Here is a 25,446-nt window from a genome sequence, read left to right as displayed (position 1 = left end):
CCTCCACCCGGTAAAGAAGACTGTTAGTCTTGGTTCGAGACTGTTAGTCTCAAAAGTATCGCATCGCCGGAAGGGAAGGTGCATCGTCGACACTCTCGCCCGGTTCGACCAGCCTACCGACACGGCGGTGGCGGACCTGTCGAGCCGTGCCCGCACTTGGCTGCTCATCGTGGCGTGCCTGGCTCTGCTCCTGGTCATCGCTTCGATGGTCGCGCTCAACACCGCGATCCCCGGCATCGCGACGGCCACGTCGGCCACCCAAGCCGAGCTGACGTGGATCATCGACAGTTACACCCTGGCGCTGGCCTGTCTGCTGCTGCCCGCGGGTGCCCTCGGTGACCGCTACGGCCGCCGCGGAGCCATGCTGTTCGGCCTCTTCGTCTTTGGCTTGGCGTCGCTGGCGCCCGCGCTCTGGTCGGACCCCGTGCACCTCATCATCGCTCGCGGTGCGGCCGGCGCGGGCGCCGCGTTCATCATGCCTGCGACACTCTCGCTGCTGACAGCCGCATATCCAAAAGACCAGCGGAACAAGGCGGTTGGCATCTGGGCTGCCACCGCAGGCTGCGGCGCCGTCATCGGCATGCTGGGAAGCGGAGCCCTGCTGCACTTTTGGCCGTGGCAGTCCATCTTCTGGGCCTTCGCCGGTGCGGGGACCGCCCTCTTCGCACTCACCTTGACCATAGCCAGCTCCAAGGAACACGAGCCCAAACCCCTCGACTTGGTGGGCGCCGTGGTCATCGGCGGAGCCGTGGCCGTCTTGGTGTTCGGCATTCTCGAAGCGCCCGCCCGCGGGTGGACCGACTCGATGGTTCTCGGGTGCATCGGTGCGGGGTTGGTGCTGACAGTGGCATTCGGCGTCATCGAACTACGACGTCGCCATCCCCTGCTTGACGTTCGCCTGTTTCGGATCCCCGCGTTCGCCACCGGCGCGGCCACCATCACCATGTTCTTCCTGTCGATGTTCGGCTTCATGTTCGTGGTGATGCAACACATCCAGCTCATCCTCGGCTACAGCCCGATCAAAACCGCCGTCGCCCTGACCCCTTTGATGGGACCCACACTGGTGCTGTCGGCGTTGTCCTTCTGGTACCTGCCCCGCTTCGGTCTGCGCGTGGTGCTCTTCGTCGGACTCGTCCTCATTGCCGCCGGACTCGTCTGCCTGACCCTGCTCGAAGTCGATTCCACCTACTGGGACCTCGCGTGGCCGATGCTCATCATGAGCACCGGTATTGGATTGTGCACCGCGCCTCCGACTTCCGCGATCATGAACACAGCTCCCGACGACAAGCAAGGGGTCGCCTCGGCGGTCAACGACACCACGCGCGAGATCGGAGCCGCCCTCGGCATTGCCCTGGCAGGCTCGATGCTCGCCAGCCGGTACGGCGACTCGCTCGGGCCAAGGCTGGCCGACTTCCCCGCCCCGGTGCGCGAGGGCGCCACCAACTCGCTCGGCCAAGCGCTCGAAGTTGCCCGCCAACTCGGACCTGCCGGCGTTCGGTTGGCCGATCTCAGCAGGGCCGCCTTCATCGACGCGATGGGCCCGTCGGTGCTAGTGCTCGGTGCCGTGGTGTTGGTGGCGGCAGTGCTGATCGGGTTGTGGGCGCCAGGTCGGGACGACGAACAACTCCGTATCGTGCGTTGGTTTCGCACCCGCGGGTGGCGGGGGCGGCACAGGTCCTGATCGGCGCTTACGCTGGCAGGGTGCGGCTACTGATCGTCAATCCCAACAGCACGGCGTCGATGACCGTCGAGATCGGCATTGCGGCGCGGGCGGCCGCCGGACCCGGCACCGAGATCCTTGCCGTGAACCCGATCGGTGGACCCTCGAGCATCGAAAGCGACGAGGACGAACAGCGTTGCCTACCTGGCCTTCTCGCCGAGGTACGGCGGGCGTCAACGTCGGCGAACCCCCCGGACGCGTATGTCATCGCGTGCTTCGGCGACCCCGGCCTAGAACAGGTCCGCGCCATCCTCGACGCTCCGGTCCTCGGGATCGCGCAGGCCGCGATGCACGCCGCCGCGCTCACCGCGGGGGGCTTTTCGGTCGTGACGTCGATGTCCGCGACGGTGCCCACCGCTTGGTCGCTGGCGAAGACCTACACACCAAGCCAGTGTCTCGGTGTGTACGCCTGCGACATCCCCGTCCTTCGCATCGACTCGGATCCAACCACGATCGAGCCCATCGGAGATCTCTGCGAGAAGGCGTTGGCTCAGGACGGGAGTCGCGCAATCGTATTGGGTTGTGCGGCAATGGCCAAGTTCGCCGGCCCACTCACCAGGCGACTCGGCGTGCCCGTCGTCGACGGCGTCGTAGCAGCAACGGTGCTCGCCGAGGCCCTCGTCACGATGCGCCAAGTCAACTGATGAACTCGGCCGCGCGGCGGCCGATCATGACGATCGTCGCGTGAGGTCCGCGGCTGGTGATGTCGGGCAGGATCGACCCGTCGACCACCCATAGTCCTTCCACGCCGCGCACCCGGCAGCGCTCGTCGAGTGGCGCGTCACCATCACGTCCCATCGGTACCGAACCGCACAGGTGCTGTGACGTCGACCAGAACGACTCCCTGGCGTGGTAACCAGATCCTGCAAGATCGTGGGCGAGGTCGGCACCCGCCTCAAGAGCGGCGACATCCCTGGCTTCGCTGTCGTAGCGGTGCTCGATGACCGGCGGGACATCGAGATCGGCAGATGCCAGGGTCACCCGACCCCGAGAATGCGGGCGCATGAGCGTCACGCCGAGATGCGGTCGATCTGCGGGGTCGTAGCCCGCCCCCGTCATTGCCGCGAAGCCCGTTGTGTAGCAGCGGATCTCCAGACCATTCTCGGTGGTCAGCAGCGCCTCCAGTGGTGGTCGGCCCGGCGCCGCGGGCCAGTCGACCGGAAGGACCCATTCGGGATGATCGATGCTTCGCGTTCCGACCGGTAGGTCCAGCAGCACCGCGACGCCCGCGGCGGACAGTTGCGCTGCCGGCCCGATGCCCGAAACCATCAGCAGGTGCGCGGAGCCGATGGCGCCCGCGGACAGGACGATGCGGTCGGCGGTCAAGGCTCGCGGCCCATCGGATCCGATGCAGTCGACTCCCACCGCCCGGTGCCGGGTGAACCGGATCCGCTGCACGCTGTGTTTCTCGAGCACGGTCAGATTGGAGCGCCCCTTGGCACGACCGAGGAAGGCGTCGCCCGGTCCCAACCGTGCACCTCGGTCGATGTTCAACGGCACGGCGGCAACGCCAGGGCGACCAGGCGCGGCGCCGTTGAGATCGGCGATCCATTCGTAGCCCCGGCCGAGTGCTGCGTCCACGAAAGCGACTGCGCCCTCTTCAAATTCGGTGATGCGCCGAATTAACATCGGGCCGTCCGCCCCATGCAGCGGGCCGTCGAAGTCCAGGTCGGTCTCGATGTCCTTGAAGTGCGGTAGCACGTCGGCCCACGACCAGCCAGGGATGCCCCAGCCGTTGAAGTCGTCGGGTAGCCCGCGACAGAAGTAGCCACCGTTGACCGCGCCGGACCCGCCGATGACCGCCCCTCGCATGATCGAGGAGCGGCGCCGCGGCTGATCCGTCAGGGTGGTCTCGTAGCGCCGTACCACCGAACTCGCCGCCCCGATTGGCAGGCGCAGACCGTTGCCGATCTGCTCCCTGACGTGCGGGTCGGACGGGCCAGGGCCCGACTCGACGATCGTCACCTGACATTGCGGATCACGCGAAAGACTCTCGGCAAGAACACAACCAGCGCTGCCGGCGCCGACGATCAGGACGTCAGAGTGCAAGGTGTCGCGTCACGTCCGGATCTGGGGTTTGAGCGCGCCGAGATCACGCTCGCGCACGACGCCCGTCCACAGGCCGAGCCCGTAGGCGATGTCATCGAGCCGTTTCAGCAGGAGGTAGGACAAGAGCCCCACCCGCTTCGCATCGTCGTCGGCGTTGCCGTTCCTGGTGGCCCAGTCGACGACCCCGTCCATGACGGCGGCCACCAGGACGACCTGCCTGCATCGCCGGAAGAAGATTGCGGCCACCAACGCGATGGGCCAGTAGTGCCTGCAGATCGCCGAGGCCAGTTGCAACGCGGCCGACCACAGGCCCTGCGCCGCGACTGCGGCCACTTCCTTCGGCTCGGTGTCGACCGTGCTGAGCGACTTGGCGATCTTGCGACCGGTGATGGCGGCGACGATCGTCGACGCGATGTAGCCGACTCCCGAACCCATCGCCAGGAGCAGCCACACCAGCAGGGTCCAACCGGACAGCACCAGCGGGGCAGTCTTGCCGGGGTGCCGGATGGCTAGCGGTGCCGCCGAGGATCCGTAGAATGCCTTGCGCGCGAACCAGTCTCGCAGTTCAGTACGGTGATCGTGCCCAACCAGCGCAATGGGTTCGTAGCGCAGCCGCGCCTCAGCCTCGATGAAGCGCCAGCACAGGTCGACGTCCTCACCGGATCGCAGCGTCTCGTCGAACCCCCCGACCTCGTTGAGTGCGGTGCGGCGGCAGATGATGGCCGCGCTGGGAACGTAGGACACGGTGCCGTACGGCACGACGGGCGCCTCACGCAGTCCCAGGTCGAGTGATGACCGCACCGCCTCGTATCGCGCCACCATGTTCTGCGGCTCGCGCAGCCCGACGATCCGCGGTGCCACCAGGGCGACGGCGGGGTCACAGAAGTGTCCGAGGAGCGCCTCCAGCCAGCCACGTCGGGGCACGACGTCGGAGTCGAGGAACGCGACGAAGTCCGTCTCGCAAACGGCGAGGCCGGCGTTGCGGGCGGCGGCGGGGCCCTTGCTGACGGCATGGCGCAGCACCCGCACGTCACAGTGCAGGCCCGCGAAGTCGCTCACCTGCACGGCTTGCGACGAACCGTCGTCCACCACCACGACCCGCATCCCGCGCAAGGCTTCGACGAGGCGCTTGAGCCCAGTAGCGTTGTCCAGCACCGGAATCACAACGGTGACGTCGCGGTGCGACGGTCCGCTGGCCGGCCGCGGATGGGCCACGGTCGCGTCGAGCAGGGTGCGTGCGAGCTGGGCGCTCTGGGCGTCGTGCACTTCCAGGCGACCGCTGTTCAGCATGGTCTGCGCGGCAGGCGCCAGGCGCAACAGGCGGGTGGGTGAGCCGCCGAGGAGAGCCGATCCCTCCCCGAGCACCCTCACCCGCCTATCCACCTGCACGGCGAAGCCGTCGGGTAGCCGTGGTCCGGTCACTGCAGAAGCCCCCCCGCGCCGAGGGTCCACGCCGCGACGCGGCGGGTGCAGTCCTCGACCATCTCAGCAAAGATACGCGACCCATCGGCAGCGGACGCAGTGGTGGGGTTCCCGAGCACTCCGACCGGGCTGACCGCAGCGACGCCGCCGTTGCGGAGGCGGGGCATCAGGTCGGCCAGTGGCGCCTCGTTGCCAGCCACCCATTCCTCGGTACGGACCGCCTCCGGTGAAATATGTAGCAATACAGACGTTTCGGTGTGGCCGGCGTGGGCGTCGGCACCGGGCACGCTGCAGGCGCACCATGCGACGTCGCGGCCCTCCTTGCGGAGCAGGGCGACGGCCGCAGCAACCGCGGCGACGTTGCCTCCGTGCCCGTTGACGAAGACCAGCCGCGATGCCCAGTCGCAGGCCGACCGGCCGTACTCGACCAGCAAAAGCTGCAGGACAGACGTGCCGATCGACACCGTGCCGGGGAACCCCTGATGCTCGCCGCTGGCGCCGTACCCGATCGCAGGGGCCAGCATCCAATTCCCGCCGAGTCGCTCAGCAATCCTGCTGGCAACCGCGGATGCGATCCGCGTGTCGGTGTCCACTGGCAGGTGTGGCCCATGCTGCTCGGTGGAACCGAGCGGGATGATCAACGCCGGGGACAGGTCGCGGAGCTGCATCGCCGTTGAGTTCCCCAGCTCATTGGGTAAAGCCACCCGCCGATGGTAGGCCGAATTCACCTGGTGTGCGCCGAATGTTGGCGTTTGCGCAGCAATTGATTTTGTCGAGTTCACCCGCGAGGCGCCCAGGTCTTCACGTCCGTCTCGTCAGCACCGCCCGTCCCACGAAGATCAGGTGGGACGCGCGGTCGAGGTTAGGAGCTCCCGTGCCCGGGCACGCCGAGCGCACGGGTGAAGCCGGCCGGCACCAAGACGTCCTCAGCAACCAAGTCGTGGATCGAGGCCCTGCCGAGTCCGCGCAGCGCGGAGTCGATGCCGCCCTGGAGGATGTCGAGGACGTTCTCGACACCGGCTTGCCCGTTGGCCGCCAGGCCCCACAGGTAGGCACGGCCGATCATCACGGCACGTGCGCCTAGGGCAACCGCCTTGACCACATCGCTGCCTCGACGGATACCACCGTCGAACAACACCTCCACCTGATCACCGACCGCCTCGGCGATGGCGGGCAGGCAGCGAATCGCCGCTGGTGTGCCGTCGAGGTTGTTCCCGCCGTGATTCGACACCGTGATTGCCGAAACACCGGCATCCACAGCGCGTTTGGCGTCGTCGACCCGCACCATGCCTTTGAGCAGGAACGGACCGCCCCACTGCTCGCGCAACCACGCGATGTCCTCCCACGTCGGTGGCGGGGTGCCCATCCACTGGCCGTAGGCGTCGAAGAAGGTCGGCCCCGGCTCGCCGGCCCGGCCCTGGTTGGGAACCCGCAGGTCTGGCGGGCGCAGGTGCTTGCCGAAGCTCCACAACCATCTGGGCTTCGTAAGCACCTCCGGCGACATCCGCAGCATCGTCTTGAGATCCATCCGCTCGGGGATCTTGGGGCTACCCCAATCGCGGCCGTGGCTGAAGCTCCAGTCGGTGGTCGCGATCAGGCCGACCGCACCCGCGTCCTTGGCGCGCTGCACCCGCTCGGCGATTTCGTCGCGGCTGCCCAGCCAGTAGATCTGGAAGAAGATCTTGTCGTTGACGGCGGTTACTTCCTCCATCGGCTTGCTCGCAAAGGATGAGAGCCCCATGGCGGTGCCGCGTGCCGCGGCGGCGCGTGCGACCGCCACTTCGCCGTCCGGGTCAACCGCCTGCACGCCGGTCGGCGAAATGATGACCGGCATTGAAATGTCTTGACCCATCACGGTTGTCGCCAGTTCGCGCTTCTCCGTGGCGCCAATGACGTGTGGCGCGAAACCCAGCTCGGCGAACGCCTCGACGTTGTCGGAAACCGAAACGCCCTTCTCGCTTGCCGAGATCAGCGACGAGTAAGCAGACTTCGGGAGCCGCTTCTTTGCGCGCTGCTGCGCGATGGCGACGGTTTCGAACCACTTGTCGCGGGCCATGGTCAGATCGGACTTTCGTTGCAGAATTTCTTCGGGGGAACGGTCAGGAGCTTCAGCGGAATGGGACCCTTGCGCCCGCCGGAACGCGAATGATCGCCGCTGGGCTTCGGCTTGTCGCGCTCGCGCGCCAGGGCGGGTTCGCCGTAGCCCTGGACGCACTCCGGGTCGGGTCCGTCGAGCGGCAGACCGGTGAAGAACTTGGCAGCCATGCAGCCACCGCGGCAGCCGTCGTAGTGGTCGCAGCTCCCGCACGCCCCAGCTGACTGCGGTTCACGCAGCTCACGGAACAGTGGAGCGTACTTCCATACGCTGTCGAAACCGCCGTCGCGCAAGATGTTTCCGGCGAGGAAGCGGTCGTGGATGGCGAACGGGCACGCGTACACGTCGCCCACGGGATCGATCAGGCACACCACCCGGCCCGCGCCGCATAGGTTCAGCCCGGCAAGTGCGCCGGGCTGGCCGAGCCCCGAGAGGTGGAAGAAGGAGTCGCCAGTCAGAATTCCTTCACCGCGTGCGACGAGCCAGTCATAGAGCTGAACCTGCTGGGCGGCGGTGGGGTGCAGCTCGTCCCACACGTCGGCGCCACGGCCGGAGGGACGCAGCCGGGTGATCCGCAGCGTCGCGCCGTACTGGTCTGCCAACGTCTTGAACTCGTCGAGCTGATCGACGTTGTGACGGGTGACGACGACAGAGATCTTGGCGTCCTTGAATCCTGCCGCCGACAGGTTCTCCAGCGCGCGGACCGCCATGGCGAATGAGCCGGGACCACGCACGGCGTCGTTGACCTCGGCGGTGGCGCCGTCCAGCGAGATCTGGACGTCGACGTAGTCGCTCGCCGCAAGCTTGGCCGCGACCGCGGGGGTGATCCGGACGCCGTTGGTGGAGAACTTCACGCCGACGTGGTGTTCGGTCGCGTAGTCGACGAGCTCCCAGAAGTCCGGCCGCACCGTCGGCTCGCCGCCGCCGATGTTGACGTAGAAGACCTGCATCCGTTCGAGCTCGTCGATGATGTCCTTGCACTGACGGGTGGTCAGCTCGCGGGGATCGCGCTTACCCGACGACGACAGGCAGTGCACGCAGGACAGGTTGCAGGCGTACGTCAGCTCCCAGGTCAAGCAGATGGGGGCGTCGAGGCCGTGCTCGAACTGTTCGACCAGCCTGGGGACGGGACCTGCGGAAAAACCTGTGGTCATGTGCTCTCCTCGCGGACCAACATGTTGGATTGAACGAGCACGCCAAGCGCGTGCAGGTAGGGCGCCAGACCGGCATCGTCGATACCCGCGGCATGACAGGCCGATCGGGCGTCGGGATGAGCATCGAGGGAGTTGACCACTTCGACGATCTTGGTGTTCTTCAGGAATGAAAGCTTGCGCGTGCCAAAGTGATACAGCAGCGCGCCGAACGGCTCCGGCCGCACCGCCACTTGGTGGTGCAGCCGCCAGCGGACGTCGGGATCGAACGCCTGAGCGTCCGCGGGCGCCTCCACGTGAGCGACCACCGTCAGTAAACGCCGCACATGCCGTCGATCGAGACCTCTTCGACGAGGCTCTCGGTGACGAGCTCGGTTTCGGTTTCCGCCTGCTGAGTCGGCTCCATGATTGCGCCCTTTCGCTTGGTGGGTCTCGACAAATGTGATCGAGATCGCAAGAATATGGCATCGAGTGCCGAAACGGAAGGGGCGATTTCGATGAGTCGTGAACCCGCGGCCCGCGTGGGCAGACGCAGGTCCACGACCGGGGACCACATCACCAGCGTCGCGCTCGAACTGTTCGCCAGCCGCGGCTTCGACGACGTCAGCGTCGACGACGTGGCCCGCGCGGCAGGTATCGCCCGTCGCACCCTCTTCCGCTACTACCCCTCGAAGAACGCGATCCCGTGGGGCGACTTCGACGCGCACCTAAACCACATGCGCGAACTCCTGCTCGCCGTGCCCGCCGACGCGCAAACGACCGTGGCCCTGCGCTCGGTATTGTTGGCGTTCAACAGCTTCGACGAAGCCGAGACGGCCAGGCACCGCCAGCGAATGCGCGTCATTCTGGAGACCGACGCGCTGCAGGCCCATTCGATGACGATGTACGCGGGATGGCGCACCGTCATCGCGGACTTCGTGGCGCGCCGACTCGGACTCAAGGTCACCGACCTCATCCCGCAGACGACGGCCTGGTCGATGCTTGGCGTCGCACTCTCGGCCTACGAGCACTGGCTCGCCGACGAGTCGGTGTCCCTGCAACGCTCGCTCGGCGACGCGTTCGACACCGTCAACGCCGGCCTCGCCGAACTCGACCGCCGCCCCTCCCCGTAGCGATTTCGGCGCGTTTACCCGCGGTGAGCGCGGGTGAGCGCGCCGAAATCACACGGGATTGGCATTAGGGCGTCGGAGTTGGGGCCCCGGCGGCGACGATAGGGGTGTGAGCGCCGAATCGCACTCCCAGGACGCGCCAAGGGCGCTGCTTGCGTTGTACGACGACGCCTTGCCCGCCGTCTACGGGTACTTCATCCGGCGCTGTGGTGATCGCGGCACGGCCGAAGATCTGACGTCGGACACATTTCTCGCAGCGATGGACGCTGCGCGACGCGATACGCCACCGCCGATGACGGTGGCGTGGCTGATCGGCGTCGCTCGCCACAAGCTGGCCGATCACTACCGGCGACGGCACGACCGGTTCACCGTCCCGGTGGCCGAACTGCCGGAGCCCGGCGATCCCACCGACGAATGGGATGCCGAACTCGATCGCATCGTCGCCGAAAGCGTGCTGGCCCGGCTGCCCGAACACCATCGGACGGTGCTGTCGCTGCGCTACCTCGACGACCGTTCGGTGCCAGAGTGCGCCGAATTGATCGGCCGCACCGTGCATGCCACCGAAGCCCTGCTGGTGCGGGCGCGTCGCGCATTCAGATCGCAGTACCCGGAAGGAGGGGCGTCATGACCCAGTTCGACAGCAGCGATCCACTGACCGTGCTGCACGGCGACGACCCTCCGGTTCAACCCGATCCAGTGTTCGCGGCGCGTCTGCGGGCCCGCCTCGAATCGGCACTCTTGCTGCCCAATCGAACCGAAGGAGTCACCATGAGCGGCACCGATACCGCCATCGCCGAACTCAACGCACCCGCCGAGGCGGCCACCGTCGCGGCGCCTCCGCCCCGCTCCGGGCCCATTGTCGCGGCGGCTCCGCCCCGCTCCGGCGCCCTGCCGTACCTCGCCGTCGCGGGTGCCCGGGAGGCCATCGCCTGGTACGTCGACACGTTCGGCGCCGTGGTGGTGGGCGATCCGATCGTCATGGACGACGGTCGCATCGGGCACGCTGAGCTCTCGATTGCGGGCGGAATGATCTACCTTGCCGACGAGTTCCCCGAATTTGGCCTGAAGGCGCCTGCACCACAATCTGTCTCGGTGAGTCTCGTGTTGCACGTCGCCGACACCGACGCGGCACTGGCGCGGGCGCGGGATCGTGGCGCGAACGTCGTGATGGAGGTGCAGGAGGGCTACGGGTCTCGACGCGCCGCTGTGGTCGACCCGTTCGGCCATCGCTGGATGCTGAGTGGACCGGTCGCCGGATCGGTGAGCCAGATCCGCCACGGCGACATCGGCTACGTGTCGGTATGGACGGCGGATCCAGAGCGGTCGGCGACGTTCTACGGCCACGTGCTGGGCTGGCGTTACGACCCCGCGTCACGGCAGGTGACCAACACCGACCAACCCATCGGCATCGTCGCCATGCCCGGCTCGCCCACGTTGTTCTGCTGCTACGCGGTGGCCGACGTGGCGGCCGCGCGACAGGCGATCCTCGATGCGGGTGGCCAGGTCGGCGAGATCTCGCATACCCCCCACGGCCCGACGGTCGATGCCACCGATCCGGCGGGCACCGCCTTCGCGGTGTACCAGCCCATCGGCGACGACCCCCGGCCCGCGCTCAACGGCACTGGGCCAGGCGAACTCTCGTACGTGACGTTCCAGGTCGCCGACTCGGCGAGCTTCCGTCAGTTCTACGGACGGGTGCTGGGGTGGAGTTTCGAGCGGGGCCGGATCGACGACGGCTGGGAGCCACGGTCCGTGCACCCCATGACCGGCGTCGCCGGCGGTACCGCCGAGCAGATGACCGTGCCCATGTGGACGGTGACCGATGTCGGCGCCGCGGTCGAGCGGGTCCGGGCAGCGGGCGGCACCGTCATCGAGGAACCGTCGCAGCAGTCCTACGGCAGCTCTGCGTTGTGCGTCGACGACCAGGGCGTGCGCTTCTACCTCGGCCAGCACTAGCGCCACCGCGCGCGCGGTTTGTGTGTCACTACCCGCGCTCACCGCGGGTAGTGACACACAAATCGCGCGCGCGATTAGGTGAGGACGTCGGCGATGGGGGCCCCGGCCGCGATCTTGCCGCGGGCCTTCATCACCTTGCCGGGCATCCCGCCGCCGACGACGCCGACGACCGCGCCGTCGCGCTCGTAATAGGCAAGGAACTTGCGGCCGTCATCCGCGACGACGTGCACGACGTCGTCGGCCTCCGGCTCGCCGAGGCACTGAATCTTGACGTCGTACTGGTCGCTCCAGAAATAGGGCACCACCACCGCGGAGGTGGCTTCGACGCCGAGCATCGCTGGCACGATCACCCGGGCCTGTTCGGCGACATTGCTCCAATGTTCAACGCGCACCTGATGTCCCAGAGCATCACGCCAGGACGCGACGTCGCCGATCGCCCACACGTTTGGGGCGCTGGTGCGGCCGGCTACGTCGCAGACGACGCCGTTGTCGACCGTGACACCGCTGCTCTCGAGCCAGTCGGTCGACGGTCGGGAGCCGACGCCCACGATGACGATGTCCGCGTCGAGTTCGGTGCCGTCGGAGAGTACGACCTTCTCCACGTGATCGGTGCCCTTGACCTCGGTGACGCCGATACCGCACCGCACGTCGACGCCCTCGGCGCGGTGCAGGCGGGCCACCAGCTCACCGATCTGCTCGCCGAGTACCGAGGCCAGCGGCGTCGGCTGGGGCTCGACCAGAACCACGTCGACACCGAGCGAGCGCAGGCTCGCGGCCACCTCGCAGCCGATGAACCCGGCACCGATGACCACGGCGTGCCGCGCCGTACCGGCGTGCTTGCGCAGCGCCAGGCTCTCGTCGAACGTGCGCAGTACCCGGACGCCTTCGAGGTCGGGGAACGACGGAATTCGCTTGGGCACCAGACCCGTTGCGATGACCAGCTCGTCATAGGCGACGACGTCGCCATTGGCCAGTTCCACCGTCTGCGCCGTGGTGTCCAGACTGGTCGCGCCCGATCCCAGGCGGACGGTGATGTCCTTCTCCTGGTAGAACTCCGCGGGCTTGAGCACGACGTCGTCGGTCTCCCCGCGCAGCACGTCCTTGGACAGCGGCGGCCGGTCGTAGGGAAGATGGTCTTCGTCGCTGATGAGCGTGATCGGCCCGGTGTACTCGGCGCGACGCAGTTGCTCAGCCGTGCGCGACGCGGCGAGTCCGCCACCAACGATGACGATGCCCCGAGTAGTAGTCACAGGGCATTTCTTACACGATGGCCGCGATCTGTTGCGCAGCACCCATGTCCCGCGACGGTCAGACGCGGGCCCGTTCGATGATGTTCGACAGCACGACGATGCTCTCGCTGCGCTCGATGTCGGCGCTCGCCCGGATGCGTTCGAGAGCTTCCTCCAGGTGACGCATGTCCCGCGCGAGCACGTGCAGGATGGCATCCGCAGTCCCGGTGACGGTCGCCGCGCTGACGACTTCGGGGATGCCGACCCAGGCCTCGCGAAGCTCGGCGGGCGCAATCGTGCCGTGGCAGAACACTTGTACGTAGGCCTCGGTGTTCCAGCCAATCGCGTTGCGATCGACGACGGTGGTGAAGCTGCGGATGACACCGTCGTCGAGCATGCGATCGACGCGCCGTTTCACCGCGGGCGCCGAGAGATTGACCCGCTGCCCGATCTCGGCGAAGGTGGCGCGGGCATGGTCTGCCAACTCGGCGAGAATGCGTTCGTCGGTCTGGTCCAGCCGGTCCATGACGCTCCATTCCGATCGCTGCACAACAAAACGCCGTAATTCTACCTTTGCCACAACAGAATGTGCACCAATACGCAATAAGTGGTGATTGATTGCGTGGCGGGCGCCACATATCGTCTATTTCATGACGATTTCAGATTTCGCCGGTACTCCGGCGTTCGATGTCGCCGCAACGACACCGGGGCGAGCGCAGCGACGGGACCAAGATCCGCGAGTCCGTAAATCCCGCCTCCGCCGATACGCCATGACGGCGCCGACGTTCTTCACCGTCTCCTACGCCATCAACCCGTGGATGGACACGTCGACGCCCGTCGACACCGCCCTCGCGGTTCGCCAGTGGGAAACCCTGCGGTCGACCTACCGCGCGCTCGGACACACCGTCGAGATGGTCGAACCCGTCGCGGGCCTGCCCGACATGGTCTACGCCGCCAACGGCGCGTTGATCGTCGACGGCAAGGCCGTCGTCGCCCGCTTCGCCTACCCGCAGCGCGCGGGCGAGGCCGTTGCCTACGCCGAGTGGATGAGCAGCCACGGTCTCGAGCCCAGGTACACCCGCCACACCAACGAGGGCCAGGGCGACCTCTTGGTCGTCGGCTCAATGATTCTGGCGGGGCACGGCTTTCGGACCGATCAGCGGGCTCACGCCGAGGTCGCCGAGATCACCGGGCTGCCCGTCCACAGCCTGGAACTGCTCGACCCGCGTTTCTACCACCTCGACACCGCCCTGGCGGTGCTCGACGACACCACGATCGCGTACTACCCGCCCGCCTTCAGTGACGACGCGCGGGCACAGCTGCAGCGGTTGTTCCCCGACGCCATCGAGGTGGCCTCGGCCGATGCCTACGTCCTCGGGCTCAACGTCGTCTCCGACGGCAAGCACGTGCTACTGCCCTCCAACGCAACCGGATTCGCCAAGCAGATCGCCGAGGCAGGCTTCGAGCCGATCGGCATCGATCTGTCGGAGTTGCTCAAGGGCGGCGGATCCGTCAAATGCTGCACGCTGGAGGTGTACTCGTGACCATCCTGGATACCGTCATGACCGAACCGGGAGACGTCACCGCAGTGCCAGTCGACTCCTCGCGCGAGCGCTCGTCGGCCGCCATCGCCGTCGACGACCAGTACGCGGCACACAACTACTCGCCCCTTCCCGTCGTTGCCGCGACAGCCGAGGGCGTCTGGATCACCGACGTCGAGGGCCGCCGCTACCTGGACTGCCTCGCCGCGTACTCGGCGGTCAACTTCGGCCACCGCAATGCCGAGGTCATCGCAACGGCGCACGCCCAACTCGACGCCGTCACACTCGTCAGTCGGGCATTCCACAGCGACAAGCTCGGGCCGTTCTGCGCGGCACTCGCCGACCTGTGCGGCAAGGACATGGTGCTCCCGATGAACAGTGGTGCCGAGGCCGTCGAGAGCGGTATCAAGGTGGCGCGCAAGTGGGGCACCGACGTCAAGGGCGTCGCGACCGACCAGTCCAACATCATCGTCGCGCGCAACAACTTTCACGGCCGTACCACGACCATCATCAGCTTCTCCGACGACGAGACCGCACGCCGCGGCTTCGGGCCGTACACCCCGGGTTTCCGCGCGGTGCCGTTCGGTGACGCCGACGCCCTGGCCGCGGCGATCGACGAGAACACCGTCGCCGTCCTCCTCGAGCCCATCCAGGGCGAAGCGGGCATCATCGTGCCGCCCGACGAGTACCTGCCCCGGGTGCGCGCGCTGTGCACCGACCACAACGTGCTGATGATCGCCGACGAGATCCAGGCCGGCCTGGCTCGCACCGGCCGGACGTTCGCGTGCGACCACTGGGGCGTCGTTCCCGACATGTACCTACTCGGCAAGGCCCTCGGGGGTGGCGTCGTTCCGCTGTCCGCCGTCGTCGCCAACCGTGACGTGCTCGGGGTCCTGCACCCAGGCGAGCACGGCTCGACGTTCGGCGGCAACCCCTTGGCCGCCGCCATCGGGACCACTGTCGTCGCGATGCTTCAGCGTGGCGAATACCAGTCCCGCTCAGCCGAACTCGGTGAGGTGCTGCACGGCAGGCTGCGAGCGCTGATCGGACACGGCGTCCTTGCGGTGCGCGGCATGGGCCTGTGGGCGGGCGTCGACATCGACCCGCGACTCGGAACGGGGAAGCAGATCAGCATGCTCCTGGCCGAACGGGGCGTGCTGGTGAAGGACACGCATGGTTCGACGCTGCGCTTCGCACCACCGCTGGTCATCACCGCGGAGGAGATTCATTGGGCCGCGGATCGGTTCGCTGCCGTCCTCGCCGACCGGGGTTAAGTTCTTCTCACTTGCGCTCGCAGCAATCGCTCAGGAGGCATCATGGCGTCACCCCCACCCACGGTAAGCCTGACCGAGCAGATGCTGCGGCGTCGCCCCATCTTGGGCGCGCCGGTTGCTCATGGCGCCTCGGTGGAGCTCAAGCGCACGATCGGCGTATTCCAGCTGACGATGTTCGGCGTCGGCGCCACCGTCGGCACCGGTATCTTCTTCGTGCTCTCCGAGGCGGTGCCGGAGGCCGGGCCGGCGGTGCTCCTCTCATTCGTGCTTGCCGGTATCGCAGCCGGCCTGGCCGCGATCTGCTATGCGGAAATGGCCTCGGCCGTACCGGTTTCCGGGTCGACGTACTCATACGCGTACACGACTCTCGGCGAGTTCGTCGCCATGGGCGTGGCGGCCTGCCTGCTGCTCGAGTACGGCGTGTCCACCGCCGCGGTCGCCGTGGGCTGGAGCCAATACCTCAACAAGCTGCTGGAGAACCTCTTCGGCGTCAGCCTGCCGCACGCGATCACGGCGGCACCGTGGGACACCGACCCAGGCATCATCAACCTACCGGCGATCGTGCTGGTCGTGATGTGCATGCTGCTGCTGATTCGGGGCGCCTCCGAGTCGGCCAAGGCGAACACGATCATGGTGCTGATCAAGCTCGGCGTGCTGGCGATGTTCTCCGTCATCGCGTTCACCGGCTTCACCACCGACCACTTCGCCAACTTCGCCCCCATGGGCGCGGGGGCCATCGGACTCGCCGCAGGCACGATCTTCTTCTCCTACATCGGCCTTGACGCCGTATCGACGGCGGGCGACGAGGTCAAGGATCCACAGACGACCATGCCGCGCGCCATCATCGCCGCACTGCTGATCGTGACCGGCATCTACATCCTCGTCACCTTCGCCGCGCTGGGCGCACAGGACTGGACGGGATTCGAGGGACAGGAGGCCGGTTTGGCCCAGATCCTCGACGACGTCACCGGATTCAAGGGCTGGAGCACCGTGCTCGCGGCCGGGGCGGTCATCTCGATCTTCTCGGTAACCCTCGTCACGATGTACGGCCAGACGCGCATCCTGTTCGCCATGGGTCGCGACGGCCTGCTGCCGTCGATGTTCGCCAAGGTCAACCCGAAGAGCATGACGCCGGTGAACAACACCATCGTCGTGGCCATCGTCGTGTCGATCCTGGCGGGCTTCATCCCCCTGGACAAGCTCGCCGACATGGTCTCGATCGGCACGCTGACCGCGTTCATCGTCGTTTCGCTCGGCGTCATCATCCTGCGTCGTCGCGAGCCAGACCTGCCACGCGGGTTCAAGGTACCGCTGTACCCGATTACGCCGGTGCTGTCGATCATCGCGTGCGGCTACATCCTGTACAGCCTGCACTGGTACACGTGGCTGGCGTTCGGCGGCTGGGTCACGATCGTCCTCATCTACTACCTGCTCTGGGGTCGGCATCACAGCGCTCTCAACGACGGCGGCGATGGCATCATCCCGTCTGCCGCGCCTGGTGTCGACGACGTCGAAATCGTCACTCCGCCAAAGGATGCCCCGTGACTTTCCAGCGAGGAGCGAAGGCGGATCGCGCATGACAGTCGTCGTCGGATATCTGGCGGGCAAGGCCGGGTTGTCCGCACTGAACCTCGGAGTCGAGGCGGCCCGCACGCTGAAGACGTCGCTGTCCGTCGTCACCGTGGTGCCCAAGCCGTGGACCACGCCGTCGCCGGCACGCATCGACGCCGAGTACGCCCAGTACGCCGATCGGCTGGCCGCCGACTCCGCCGCCCAGGGCGCGCAATGCGTGACGACTCTCGACCCCACGCTGGAGGTCAGCTTCCACAAGTACGCCCACCGGTCGGCCGCTGGCGGCCTGCTTGCCGCCGTCGCCGACCTCAAAGCCGAAGCGCTGGTGTTGGGTTCGGCGGCGGACGGCAGCCTCGGTCAGGTCGTGGTCGGCTCGACGGCCGACCGACTGCTGCACTCGTCGCCGGTGCCGTTGGCGATCTGCCCGCGGGGTTACCGTGGTTCCAAGTCGCACGGGTTGACCCGAGTCACCGCGGCCTACCCCGGCACGGCCGACTCACTGCACGTCGTCGAGCGCTGCGCCGCCCTTGCGGCGCAGCTCGAGATCCCCCTGCGGGTCATCACGTTCGCCGTCAGGGGGCGCACGATGTATCCGCCAGAGGTCGGCCTTGATGCGGAGTCGTCGATCCTGGAATCCTGGGCACTCGCGTCGCGAGAAGCGTTGGCGGCGTTGAAGACCAATGGCATCGTCGGCGACGACGTCAAGCTTCAGGTCGTCACCGGAAACGGCTGGGATCAGGCGCTGGACGCGGCCGACTGGGACGACGGCGAACTGCTGGCCATCGGTACGTCACCGCAGGGCGCAATCGCGCGGGTGTTCCTCGGATCGAAGGGCACGAAGATCGTGCGCCACAGCCCGGTCCCGGTGTTGGTCCTGCCCAATTGATTCCCCGGTCGCTGCGCTCCAGCCCGCGGGGCCTAGCGACCAAACGTCTCGGCGAGCATGTCGAGCAGGCTGTCCCACGAGCGACGGGCCGTGGCCGCGTCGTACATGATCCCGCGCTCGGGGTCGTTCGCAAAGGTCGCCATGAACGCATGCATGGCATGCCCGTAGGCGTGTAGCTGCCAATCCGCCCGCCGGGCCGTCAACTCCGATGCGAGCGCGAGGACGTCCGACGGTGGGGCGAATGGGTCCTCCCAGCCGTGGTAGACCGCGATCTTGGTGGAGATCGGCTCGGTTGGCGGGTTTGGCGGCGGGGTGAGCACGCCGTGAAAGCTTCCGACGGCCTTGAGACTTGAACCGTGCCTGGCGAGGTCCAGCACGCACAGGCCGCCGAAGCAGAATCCGATCGCCGCGGTGGCATCGCGGTCGACGGACGGAAGTGCGGTGACGATGTCGAGGACACCGATCAGTCTGTCCCGCAATGCGTCCCGATCCTGCATCAGTTCGGCCATCGCCGCTGCGCCCGCCTCCAGCTTTAGGTCAGGCCGGCCACCGGCGCTGACCTCGCGGCCGAAGATGTCGACGGCCACTGCTCGGTACCCCGCGTCGACGAGGCGACCGCAGAACTCGACCTGCGCGTCGCTGCGACCCTCCATGCCGTGAAACACCAGCACCGTCGGCGCGTGGTCGTCGTCGCCGGACACCATCACCGCCTCGCAGTCGAGGCCATCGAGGGTGTAGTCGAACGCGTGGGTCGCCGGGGAAGTCATGACGCGAACGTACCCATTCCGTCCAGCGGGGGAACGGCGTTCGCTAAGCGCTTATCGCCGCTCAGTACTTCATGGTGCCGCGGTCGACCGCGACCTGGGAACCGGAGATCGTCGCCGAGCCGTCGCCGGCCAGCCATACCACGACGTCCGAAACTTCTTCAGGCGTCATGAATTCCTGCAGACCCTTCTTGCCATTGTGGTTGACGGGATGGAACGGCATCGGCGAGAAGCTGTGGATGTATGTCGGGTACTTGGCGAAGATCTCCATCATGGCTTCGGGTTCGACCATCGGCGTGCCGATCGAGTACGGGTGGATCGAGTTGACCCGAATGCCGTACTCCCCCGCCTCGAGCGCCAGTGCATTGGTGATGGCGACGAGCCCGTGCTTGGAGGCTCCGTAGTGGCTGTTGCCGGGAGTGGCCTTGAGGCCCGCCGACGAGCTGACGATGATGATCGATCCGCCGTTGCCTGCCTCGATCATGGCGGGCACCGCGGCGCGCATCGTGCGCCAGGTTCCGTTCAGGTTGACGTCGATGACGCTGTCCCACTGCTCTTCCGACATCTCGAACATCCGACCCCAGCTGAGCACGCCGGCGTTGGCGACGACGATGTCGAGTCGACCGAACTGTTCGATCGCGTCGGCGACGACCTGCTGCTGGGCGGCGAGATCGCGGATGTCGACCTCGCGTGCGAGGACCTTGCGGCCCGTTGCCTCGACGGCGCTCGCGGTCTCGGCCAGTTCCTCCGACGTCGCGGGCGGGTAGGTGATCGTTTCGGAGACCGGCCCGCAGATGTCGATGGCGACGATGTCGGCACCCTCGCTGGCCAGCCGCACCGCGTGTGCACGGCCCTGCCCGCGTGCCGCACCGGTCACGAACGCCACGCGACCCTCGAGTGTTCCAGCCATCAACCGTCCCTTTCGTCGACCTGCGCAACGCGAGCGTGCGTGTGGTGCCACTCCTTCGCGGCGTGTCGCGTGCAGACGCGCACGCTCGCGCGCGGGAGTAATCAGTGCTCAGGCTAGCAGTCGAACTGGAACGTGTTCTAGAACGGTCAGGAGTCGATCGGGTCGCGAACGATCGGACAGGTCATGCAGTGCCCGCCACCGCGACCTCGGCCCAGCTCGGCACCGACGATGGTGATGACCTCGATGCCTGCCTTGCCCAGCAGCGAGTTGGTATGGGTATTGCGGTCGCGGCGCGCGTGTACCCACAGCACGTCGTCGAACAGCAGATCGTCGCAGTTGGTGGGGGTAAGGCGTTCGTGGGCCAGGCCGGGCGAGCACACCAGCACCTTGCGAAGCTTGCCGACTTCGGAATGCACACCGAGAGCCGCCGGCTCGTTCGCAGCTTGCGTCATCCTTCGATGATCCTGGTGCCGACTGCGTGTCGTGACGAAACGGTTGTTCTGCTTGGGAATTGGCCCCGGTCAGAGGTCGGAGATGATCTGCTGCCGCTTGGTGGCGTACTCCGCATCGGAGATGGTGCCCATGGCGCGCAACGTCTCCAGTTCCTGGAGTCGCTGAGCGGTGGACGGTTCGGGCGCGGCCACGGGGGGCGGAGGCGGGGGCGGCGGCGCGTACGAACCCGCCGGGCTGACGGGGGGCGGAACCTGTTGCGCGGCTGCGCGCCTGACCACGTTCATGACCTGTTGGCGGACCGCCGGGTTGGACCGGATGTCGATGGTGCCGTTCATCGGCACGCCGTTGGCCTTGAGGATCTGCAGGATCTCCATCAGTGGGCCTGCCTGCCCGGAAAGATCATAGGTGCGGTTGCCATCCTCCGCCAACGTGAACTGTGCTGGCACCATGCCACCAACCAAAGCGCTTCGGTTCCAGTCGATTTGGTACTGATTGGTCGCAGGGTCCACCAGCACGACCAGCTTGCGTCCGGTGATCAGAGGCAGCCTGGTGACCGAAGCGATTACCCTGTCCTGAGCGTCGAAGGGGGTGAGCCCGGGCCCTTCGATGTGCAGGTTGACCTTCACCAGCGGTTGTTCGTTGATCCTGGTGCCCGTCTCGCCGATGCCCGTGACTTGAGCAAGCGCCAACACCCCGTTGGCCTCGAGCATGCTCGTCTTCGCATCGGACTTGGCCCCGTAGTTCGCCAGTGCCAGAGCGATCAGGATGTCTGCCGCCGTGATGAACAGACCCACGTAGAGCATCCAACCCAGGACGTTGCCGAACATCCCCCGGCCGATTACGAAGTACACGCCCAAGAAGATCGGGCCGACGAGCCCACCGCACAGCAGCACCATCAGCTGCGCCTTTACGTAACGCCCCAACATTGCCACGCTCCTCGTCAGCCAGCGGCTTTGCAGGTCAGACTATCGTCAACGGCGCGAATTTCGGCTCGATTGTCCGCCTGGGTGCTAGCTGATGGCTCCGTCGGGGATCTCGACGATGATGAACGAGAAGTTGTCGTGGGCGCCGTTCTCGCGTGTCGTGGCGATGATGTCGGCGGCGCAGTCGTCGAGGTCGGATTGACGAACCGTCGTGCTCAGTTGCTCGGGCGTCATCACCCCGCTGACTCCATCGGAGCACATCAGGTACGTCCCGGCCGCTAGGGGAAGCACCTTCACGTGCGGCTCCACCGCCAGGTACTGACCGAGCGACTGCGTGATGATGTTCGTCGGCCTGCCGTTGGAATCGAAGACCGAGTCGTCGATCGAGATTTGGGACAGGACACCGTCGGTGATGGAGAAGACCGGACTGTCGCCGACGTTGAACACGACGATGCCGTCGTCGATGATGCACAGTCCGGCGACGGTCGTTCCCAGCCCCCGCAGGTCGGCGTCCGCTCCGATCGCTCGCACCTGTTCGCTGGCCTCGATCAGCGTCGTCGCCACGTCCTCTTCGGTGCGCCAGCTCGTCGATTGCTCGGCGATGACGGTCAGTGCCACTCGGCTGGCTAGATCGCCCCCGACGTGGCCGCCCATGCCGTCGGCGACGGCACAGACGAACGGAGTCGTTGGCGCGAAATCCATTGTGACGAGCGATCCTTCACGCGTCTGGCTGATCCAGCCCGCCACCAGGATGGCGTCCTCATTGCGCTTTCGCACCAGCCCGACGTCACTGAACGCGCGTACGTTGATAACGGACAATCCACACCACCCTTCCCGATTCACCTGTTCAGCACGCTCATCGTGCCAGACGGTGGGCGTTTTGCAGCGGAGTGCGTTCACAATATGAAAGCGGCGCTCACCCTTTCGGATGAGCGCCGCTTTGCGACTAGATTCAGATCACTTGATGATCTTGGTAACGCGGCCTGCGCCGACGGTCTTGCCGCCCTCGCGGATCGCGAACCGCAGACCCTCGTCCATCGCGACGGGCTGGATCAGCTTGACGCCGATGTCGACGTTGTCGCCGGGCATCACGATGTCGGTGCCCTCGGGAAGGGTCACGACGCCGGTCACGTCCGTGGTACGGAAGTAGAACTGCGGCCGGTAGTTCGACAGGAACGGCTTGTGACGGCCGCCTTCTTCCTTCGACAGGATGTAGACGCTGCCCTCGAACTCGGTGTGCGGCGTGGTGGTGCCGGGCTTGACCACGACCTGGCCACGCTCGACGTCCTCGCGCTTCACACCACGGATCAGCAGGCCGACGTTGTCGCCCGCCTGGCCCTGATCCAGCAGCTTGCGGAACATCTCAACGCCGGTGACCGTGGTCTTGGTGACGGTCGGCTTGATGCCGACGATCTCGACCTCTTCGTTGACGTTGACAACGCCGCGCTCCACACGACCGGTGACGACGGTGCCACGACCGGTGATCGTGAAGACGTCCTCGACGGGCATGAGGAAGGGCTTGTCGGTCTCGCGGATCGGGTCCGGAACCGACTCGTCGACGGCATCCATCAGGTCCTCGACGGACTTGACCCACTTCGGGTCACCCTCGAGCGCCTTGAGCGCCGAGACCTGGATGACCGGGGCTTCCTCGTCGAACTCCTGGGCGGCCAGCAGTTCGCGGACCTCCATCTCGACGAGCTCGAGGAGCTCCTCGTCCTCGACCATGTCGGCCTTGTTCAACGCGACCAGGATGTAGGGCACGCCGACCTGACGAGCGAGCAGCACGTGCTCCTTCGTCTGGGGCATTGGGCCGTCGGTCGCGGCGACCACCAGGATTGCGCCGTCCATCTGGGCGGCACCGGTGATCATGTTCTTGATGTAGTCCGCGTGACCGGGGGCATCGACGTGGGCGTAGTGACGCTTCTCCGTCTGGTACTCAACATGCGAGATGTTGATCGTGATGCCACGCTCACGCTCTTCGGGCGCATTGTCGATCTGGTCGAATGCGCGCGATTCGTTCAACGTCGGGTACTTGTCGTGCAGAACCTTGGTGATTGCTGCGGTCAACGTGGTCTTGCCGTGGTCAACGTGACCAATGGTCCCGATGTTGACGTGCGGCTTGTTCCGCTCGAACTTCGCCTTCGCCACTTCTGTGTCCTCCTGGACTTTGTTGGTGCTTGTTTAAAGGTAGGTCTGTTTTCAGTTGTGTCGTCGCCGCTGGGGCGCCGGGACTTCAGATAACTTTCAGCTGACTACTGTCCCGTTGCCTTGGCGATGATTTCCTTCGACACGTTCGCCGGAACTTCGGCGTACGAATCGAACACCATAGAGTAGTTCGCCCGGCCCTGGGTCTTCGACCTGAGGTCGCCGACGTAGCCGAACATCTCCGACAGCGGCACAGTCGCCCGCACGACGCGGGCACCACTGCGCTCCTCCATGGCTTGAATCTGACCACGGCGGGAGTTCAGGTCGCCGATCACTTCGCCCATGTAATCCTCGGGCGTGGTGACCTCGACGGCCATGACCGGTTCCAGGATGGTCGGCTGCGCTTGTGCGGCAGCCTTCTTCAGCACCTGAGAGCCGGCGATCTTGAATGCCATTTCCGACGAGTCGACGTCGTGGTACGCACCGTCGAGCAGGGTGAGCTTGACGTTCACCAGCGGGTAGCCGGCGAGCACGCCGTACTGCATGGCGTCCTGCGCACCGGCATCCACCGACGGGATGTACTCACGCGGGATGCGACCGCCGCTGACCTTGTTGTCGAACTCGTAGGTCGCACCATCCTCGCCGGTGAACGGCTCGATGCTGACGAGAACCTTCGCGAACTGGCCGGAGCCACCGGTCTGCTTCTTGTGCGTGAACTCGACCTTCTCGACCTTGCGCTTGATGGTCTCCTTGTAGGCGACCTGCGGCTTGCCGACGTTGGCCTCGACCTTGAACTCGCGACGCATGCGGTCGACGAGGATGTCGAGGTGAAGCTCGCCCATGCCGCCGATGACGGTCTGGCCGGTCTCGGAGTCCTGGTGGACCTTGAAGGTCGGGTCTTCCTCGGCGAGCTTCTGGATGGCCAGGGACAGCTTCTCCTGGTCGCTCTTCGTCTTGGGCTCGATGGCCACCTCGATCACTGGATCGGGGAAGGTCATCGACTCGAGAACGACCTGCTGCTGCGAGTCACTCAGCGTGTCACCGGTGGTGGTGTCCTTCAGACCGATCACGGCGTAGATGTGGCCCGCCGCGGCCGTCTCGACCGGGTTCTCCTTGTTGGAGTGCATCTGGAAGAGCTTGCCAAGACGCTCCTTCTTGCCCTTGGTCGCGTTGATGACCTGGGCGCCGGAGTCGACCTTGCCCGAGTAGACGCGCACGTAGGTGAGCTTGCCGAAGAACGGGTGGGTGGCAACCTTGAACGCCAGCGCCGAGAACGGCTCCGTCGTCGACGGCTTGCGGGTGACCAACTCGTCTTCCTTGCCCGGCACGTGTCCGGTCACGGACTCGACGTCCAGCGGCGAGGGCAGGTAGTCGATCACGGCGTCGAGCATGGGCTGAACGCCCTTGTTCTTGAACGCACTGCCGCACAGCACCGGGTAGATCTCGGAGTTGACGGTCAGCTTGCGGATCGCGCCCTTGATCTCCTCGACCGTGAGTGATTCGCCGCCGAAGTACTTCTCCAGAAGGGCCTCGTCGGTCTCGGCGACCGTTTCGAGCAACTTGGTGCGGTACTCGTCGGCGATTTCCTGGAGCTCGGCCGGGATGTCGATGGTCTCGTAGGTCTCACCGAGCTTGGTCTCGCCACGCCAGACCTTGGCCTTCATCTCGACCAGGTCGACGATGCCCTCGAAGTCGCCCTCGGAACCAATGGGCAGCTGAATCGGCAGCGCCCGAGCGCCGAGGCGCTCCTCGATGGTGCGGACGGTGAAGTAGAAGTCGGCACCGATCTTGTCCATCTTGTTGACGAAGCAGATGCGCGGCACGTCGTACTTGTCGGCCTGACGCCAGACCTGCTCGGACTGCGGCTCCACGCCTTCCTTGCCGTCGAAGACGGCGACGGCGCCATCGAGCACACGCAGGCTTCGCTCCACCTCGACGGTGAAGTCGACGTGCCCGGGGGTGTCGATGATGTTGATCTGGTTGCCGTCCCAGAAGCAGGTGGTAGCGGCCGAGGTAATGGTGATACCCCGCTCCTGCTCCTGCTCCATCCAGTCCATCGTGGCGGCGCCGTCGTGCACCTCACCGATCTTGTAGCTGATACCGGTGTAGTAGAGGATGCGCTCGGTCGTCGTCGTCTTACCGGCATCGATGTGCGCCATGATGCCGATATTGCGGACCTTGGTCAGGTCGGTGAGCACGTCCTGTGCCACGGCGTCTTCCCACTCTTTCTTGCTTGTTGGTTGTTGA

General features: G+C 66.2%; 25 protein-coding genes. 9 read left to right on the top strand and 16 right to left on the bottom strand.

Annotated elements, in window-relative coordinates:
* Window positions 1–82: 82 nt before the first annotated feature.
* Window positions 83–1,681: an MFS transporter gene (locus tag QOD90_RS30140; RefSeq protein WP_526356042.1), complete on the top strand. Its 1,599-nt coding sequence runs from the start codon at window positions 83–85 to the stop codon at window positions 1,679–1,681.
* 20 nt (window positions 1,682–1,701) lie between these two features.
* Window positions 1,702–2,364: an aspartate/glutamate racemase family protein gene (locus tag QOD90_RS30135; protein WP_526356026.1), complete on the top strand. Its 663-nt coding sequence runs from the start codon at window positions 1,702–1,704 to the stop codon at window positions 2,362–2,364.
* On the opposite strand, the gene mftG is transcribed toward QOD90_RS30135, so the two are convergent.
* The 7 genes from mftG to mftA all read right to left on the bottom strand — a co-directional run bounded on the left by mftG (window position 2,357) and on the right by mftA (window position 8,843).
* A complete protein-coding gene (gene mftG / locus QOD90_RS30130) occupies window positions 2,357–3,769 on the bottom strand; it encodes a mycofactocin dehydrogenase MftG (protein WP_526356024.1) in 1,413 nt (470 codons plus the stop codon). The genes QOD90_RS30135 and mftG overlap by 8 nt on opposite strands.
* A 9-nt stretch (window positions 3,770–3,778) precedes the next feature.
* Window positions 3,779–5,191 (bottom strand): mycofactocin biosynthesis glycosyltransferase MftF, encoded by a 1,413-nt coding sequence (mftF, locus tag QOD90_RS30125; RefSeq protein ID WP_526356022.1) that lies wholly within the window; start codon window positions 5,189–5,191, stop codon window positions 3,779–3,781.
* Complete coding sequence (gene mftE, locus QOD90_RS30120; RefSeq protein ID WP_526356020.1) at window positions 5,188–5,919, bottom strand: mycofactocin biosynthesis peptidyl-dipeptidase MftE; 732 nt, start codon at window positions 5,917–5,919, stop codon at window positions 5,188–5,190. Before mftE ends, mftF begins: the two co-directional genes overlap by 4 nt.
* Window positions 5,920–6,053: 134 nt before the next feature.
* Entirely contained in the window at window positions 6,054–7,247 is a 1,194-nt protein-coding gene (gene mftD, locus QOD90_RS30115; protein ID WP_526356018.1) for a pre-mycofactocin synthase MftD, read from the bottom strand.
* 2 nt (window positions 7,248–7,249) lie between these two features.
* A complete protein-coding gene (mftC, locus tag QOD90_RS30110; RefSeq protein WP_526356016.1) occupies window positions 7,250–8,440 on the bottom strand; it encodes a mycofactocin radical SAM maturase in 1,191 nt (396 codons plus the stop codon).
* Complete coding sequence (gene mftB, locus QOD90_RS30105) at window positions 8,437–8,733, bottom strand: mycofactocin biosynthesis chaperone MftB (protein WP_526356014.1); 297 nt, start codon at window positions 8,731–8,733, stop codon at window positions 8,437–8,439. Before mftB ends, mftC begins: the two co-directional genes overlap by 4 nt.
* A 14-nt stretch (window positions 8,734–8,747) precedes the next feature.
* Window positions 8,748–8,843, bottom strand: coding sequence for a mycofactocin precursor MftA (gene mftA / locus QOD90_RS30100; RefSeq protein WP_284228698.1), 96 nt, complete (start codon window positions 8,841–8,843; stop codon window positions 8,748–8,750).
* Window positions 8,844–8,934: 91 nt separating this feature from the next.
* On the opposite strand from mftA, the gene mftR reads away from it, so the two are divergent.
* From mftR to QOD90_RS30085, 3 genes are all read left to right on the top strand, one after another.
* Window positions 8,935–9,549: a mycofactocin system transcriptional regulator MftR gene (mftR, locus tag QOD90_RS30095; RefSeq protein ID WP_526356012.1), complete on the top strand. Its 615-nt coding sequence runs from the start codon at window positions 8,935–8,937 to the stop codon at window positions 9,547–9,549.
* 106 nt (window positions 9,550–9,655) lie between these two features.
* Window positions 9,656–10,174 carry an RNA polymerase sigma factor gene (locus QOD90_RS30090; protein ID WP_526356010.1) on the top strand — a complete coding sequence of 173 codons (519 nt, stop codon included), beginning with the start codon at window positions 9,656–9,658 and terminating at the stop codon, window positions 10,172–10,174.
* Complete coding sequence (locus QOD90_RS30085; protein WP_526356008.1) at window positions 10,171–11,502, top strand: VOC family protein; 1,332 nt, start codon at window positions 10,171–10,173, stop codon at window positions 11,500–11,502. The genes QOD90_RS30090 and QOD90_RS30085 overlap by 4 nt, the downstream gene beginning before the upstream one ends.
* Window positions 11,503–11,576: 74 nt before the next feature.
* Here QOD90_RS30085 and QOD90_RS30080 read toward each other — a convergent pair whose 3' ends face one another.
* Complete coding sequence (locus QOD90_RS30080) at window positions 11,577–12,752, bottom strand: NAD(P)/FAD-dependent oxidoreductase (protein ID WP_526356006.1); 1,176 nt, start codon at window positions 12,750–12,752, stop codon at window positions 11,577–11,579.
* Window positions 12,753–12,810: 58 nt separating this feature from the next.
* The gene (locus QOD90_RS30075) at window positions 12,811–13,257 is read right to left on the bottom strand and encodes an Rv2324 family transcriptional regulator (RefSeq protein WP_526356004.1); all 447 of its coding nucleotides are present in this window, start codon (window positions 13,255–13,257) and stop codon (window positions 12,811–12,813) included.
* A 124-nt stretch (window positions 13,258–13,381) separates the two neighbouring features.
* On the opposite strand from QOD90_RS30075, the gene ddaH reads away from it, so the two are divergent.
* From ddaH to QOD90_RS30055, 4 genes are read left to right on the top strand one after another with little or no spacing between them, the layout of a single operon-like run.
* Window positions 13,382–14,275, top strand: coding sequence for a dimethylargininase (ddaH, locus tag QOD90_RS30070; protein WP_526356002.1), 894 nt, complete (start codon window positions 13,382–13,384; stop codon window positions 14,273–14,275).
* Window positions 14,272–15,546, top strand: coding sequence for an ornithine--oxo-acid transaminase (gene rocD, locus QOD90_RS30065; RefSeq protein ID WP_526356000.1), 1,275 nt, complete (start codon window positions 14,272–14,274; stop codon window positions 15,544–15,546). The genes ddaH and rocD overlap by 4 nt, the downstream gene beginning before the upstream one ends.
* A gap of 42 nt (window positions 15,547–15,588) precedes the next feature.
* Window positions 15,589–17,091, top strand: coding sequence for an amino acid permease (locus QOD90_RS30060; protein WP_526355998.1), 1,503 nt, complete (start codon window positions 15,589–15,591; stop codon window positions 17,089–17,091).
* A gap of 31 nt (window positions 17,092–17,122) precedes the next feature.
* Window positions 17,123–18,004 carry a universal stress protein gene (locus QOD90_RS30055; RefSeq protein WP_526355996.1) on the top strand — a complete coding sequence of 294 codons (882 nt, stop codon included), beginning with the start codon at window positions 17,123–17,125 and terminating at the stop codon, window positions 18,002–18,004.
* A gap of 32 nt (window positions 18,005–18,036) precedes the next feature.
* Here QOD90_RS30055 and QOD90_RS30050 read toward each other — a convergent pair whose 3' ends face one another.
* The 7 genes from QOD90_RS30050 to fusA all read right to left on the bottom strand — a co-directional run bounded on the left by QOD90_RS30050 (window position 18,037) and on the right by fusA (window position 25,409).
* Complete coding sequence (locus tag QOD90_RS30050) at window positions 18,037–18,771, bottom strand: dienelactone hydrolase family protein (protein WP_526355994.1); 735 nt, start codon at window positions 18,769–18,771, stop codon at window positions 18,037–18,039.
* Between the two features lie 61 nt (window positions 18,772–18,832).
* Window positions 18,833–19,678, bottom strand: coding sequence for a mycofactocin-coupled SDR family oxidoreductase (locus QOD90_RS30045; RefSeq protein WP_526355992.1), 846 nt, complete (start codon window positions 19,676–19,678; stop codon window positions 18,833–18,835).
* Between the two features lie 146 nt (window positions 19,679–19,824).
* On the bottom strand, window positions 19,825–20,130 hold the full coding sequence (locus QOD90_RS30040; protein WP_526355990.1) for an arginine deiminase family protein: 306 nt from the start codon (window positions 20,128–20,130) through the stop codon (window positions 19,825–19,827).
* Window positions 20,131–20,199: 69 nt separating this feature from the next.
* Window positions 20,200–21,057, bottom strand: coding sequence for an SHOCT domain-containing protein (locus tag QOD90_RS30035; protein WP_526355988.1), 858 nt, complete (start codon window positions 21,055–21,057; stop codon window positions 20,200–20,202).
* Window positions 21,058–21,141: 84 nt separating this feature from the next.
* Complete coding sequence (locus tag QOD90_RS30030; RefSeq protein ID WP_526355986.1) at window positions 21,142–21,873, bottom strand: PP2C family protein-serine/threonine phosphatase; 732 nt, start codon at window positions 21,871–21,873, stop codon at window positions 21,142–21,144.
* 138 nt (window positions 21,874–22,011) lie between these two features.
* Window positions 22,012–23,202 (bottom strand): elongation factor Tu, encoded by a 1,191-nt coding sequence (gene tuf / locus QOD90_RS30025; protein WP_526355984.1) that lies wholly within the window; start codon window positions 23,200–23,202, stop codon window positions 22,012–22,014.
* Window positions 23,203–23,306: 104 nt separating this feature from the next.
* Window positions 23,307–25,409 carry an elongation factor G gene (gene fusA, locus QOD90_RS30020; protein WP_526355982.1) on the bottom strand — a complete coding sequence of 701 codons (2,103 nt, stop codon included), beginning with the start codon at window positions 25,407–25,409 and terminating at the stop codon, window positions 23,307–23,309.
* Window positions 25,410–25,446 lie beyond the last annotated feature (37 nt).

Source organism: Mycobacterium sp., assembly GCF_032161845.1.
Lineage (GTDB): Bacteria > Actinomycetota > Actinomycetes > Mycobacteriales > Mycobacteriaceae > Mycobacterium.
The sequence above is the reverse complement of the archived record's forward strand: the minus strand, read 5'-3'. Positions and strand labels throughout refer to the sequence as shown.

Excerpts from the sequence above, each read along its gene's own strand:
- mftD (WP_526356018.1), bottom strand. The coding sequence starts at position 7,247 with ATGGCCCGCGACAAGTGGTTCGAAACCGTCGCCATCGCGCAGCAGCGC.
- QOD90_RS30055 (WP_526355996.1), top strand. The coding sequence starts at position 17,123 with ATGACAGTCGTCGTCGGATATCTGGCGGGCAAGGCCGGGTTGTCCGCA.
- QOD90_RS30075 (WP_526356004.1), bottom strand. The coding sequence starts at position 13,257 with ATGGACCGGCTGGACCAGACCGACGAACGCATTCTCGCCGAGTTGGCA.
- mftA (WP_284228698.1), bottom strand. The coding sequence starts at position 8,843 with ATGGAGCCGACTCAGCAGGCGGAAACCGAAACCGAGCTCGTCACCGAG.
- QOD90_RS30050 (WP_526355994.1), bottom strand. The coding sequence starts at position 18,771 with ATGACTTCCCCGGCGACCCACGCGTTCGACTACACCCTCGATGGCCTC.
- QOD90_RS30045 (WP_526355992.1), bottom strand. The coding sequence starts at position 19,678 with ATGGCTGGAACACTCGAGGGTCGCGTGGCGTTCGTGACCGGTGCGGCA.
- mftR (WP_526356012.1), top strand. The coding sequence starts at position 8,935 with ATGAGTCGTGAACCCGCGGCCCGCGTGGGCAGACGCAGGTCCACGACC.
- QOD90_RS30085 (WP_526356008.1), top strand. The coding sequence starts at position 10,171 with ATGACCCAGTTCGACAGCAGCGATCCACTGACCGTGCTGCACGGCGAC.
- mftC (WP_526356016.1), bottom strand. The coding sequence starts at position 8,440 with ATGACCACAGGTTTTTCCGCAGGTCCCGTCCCCAGGCTGGTCGAACAG.
- QOD90_RS30040 (WP_526355990.1), bottom strand. The coding sequence starts at position 20,130 with ATGACGCAAGCTGCGAACGAGCCGGCGGCTCTCGGTGTGCATTCCGAA.
- ddaH (WP_526356002.1), top strand. The coding sequence starts at position 13,382 with ATGACGATTTCAGATTTCGCCGGTACTCCGGCGTTCGATGTCGCCGCA.
- QOD90_RS30035 (WP_526355988.1), bottom strand. The coding sequence starts at position 21,057 with ATGTTGGGGCGTTACGTAAAGGCGCAGCTGATGGTGCTGCTGTGCGGT.
- QOD90_RS30060 (WP_526355998.1), top strand. The coding sequence starts at position 15,589 with ATGGCGTCACCCCCACCCACGGTAAGCCTGACCGAGCAGATGCTGCGG.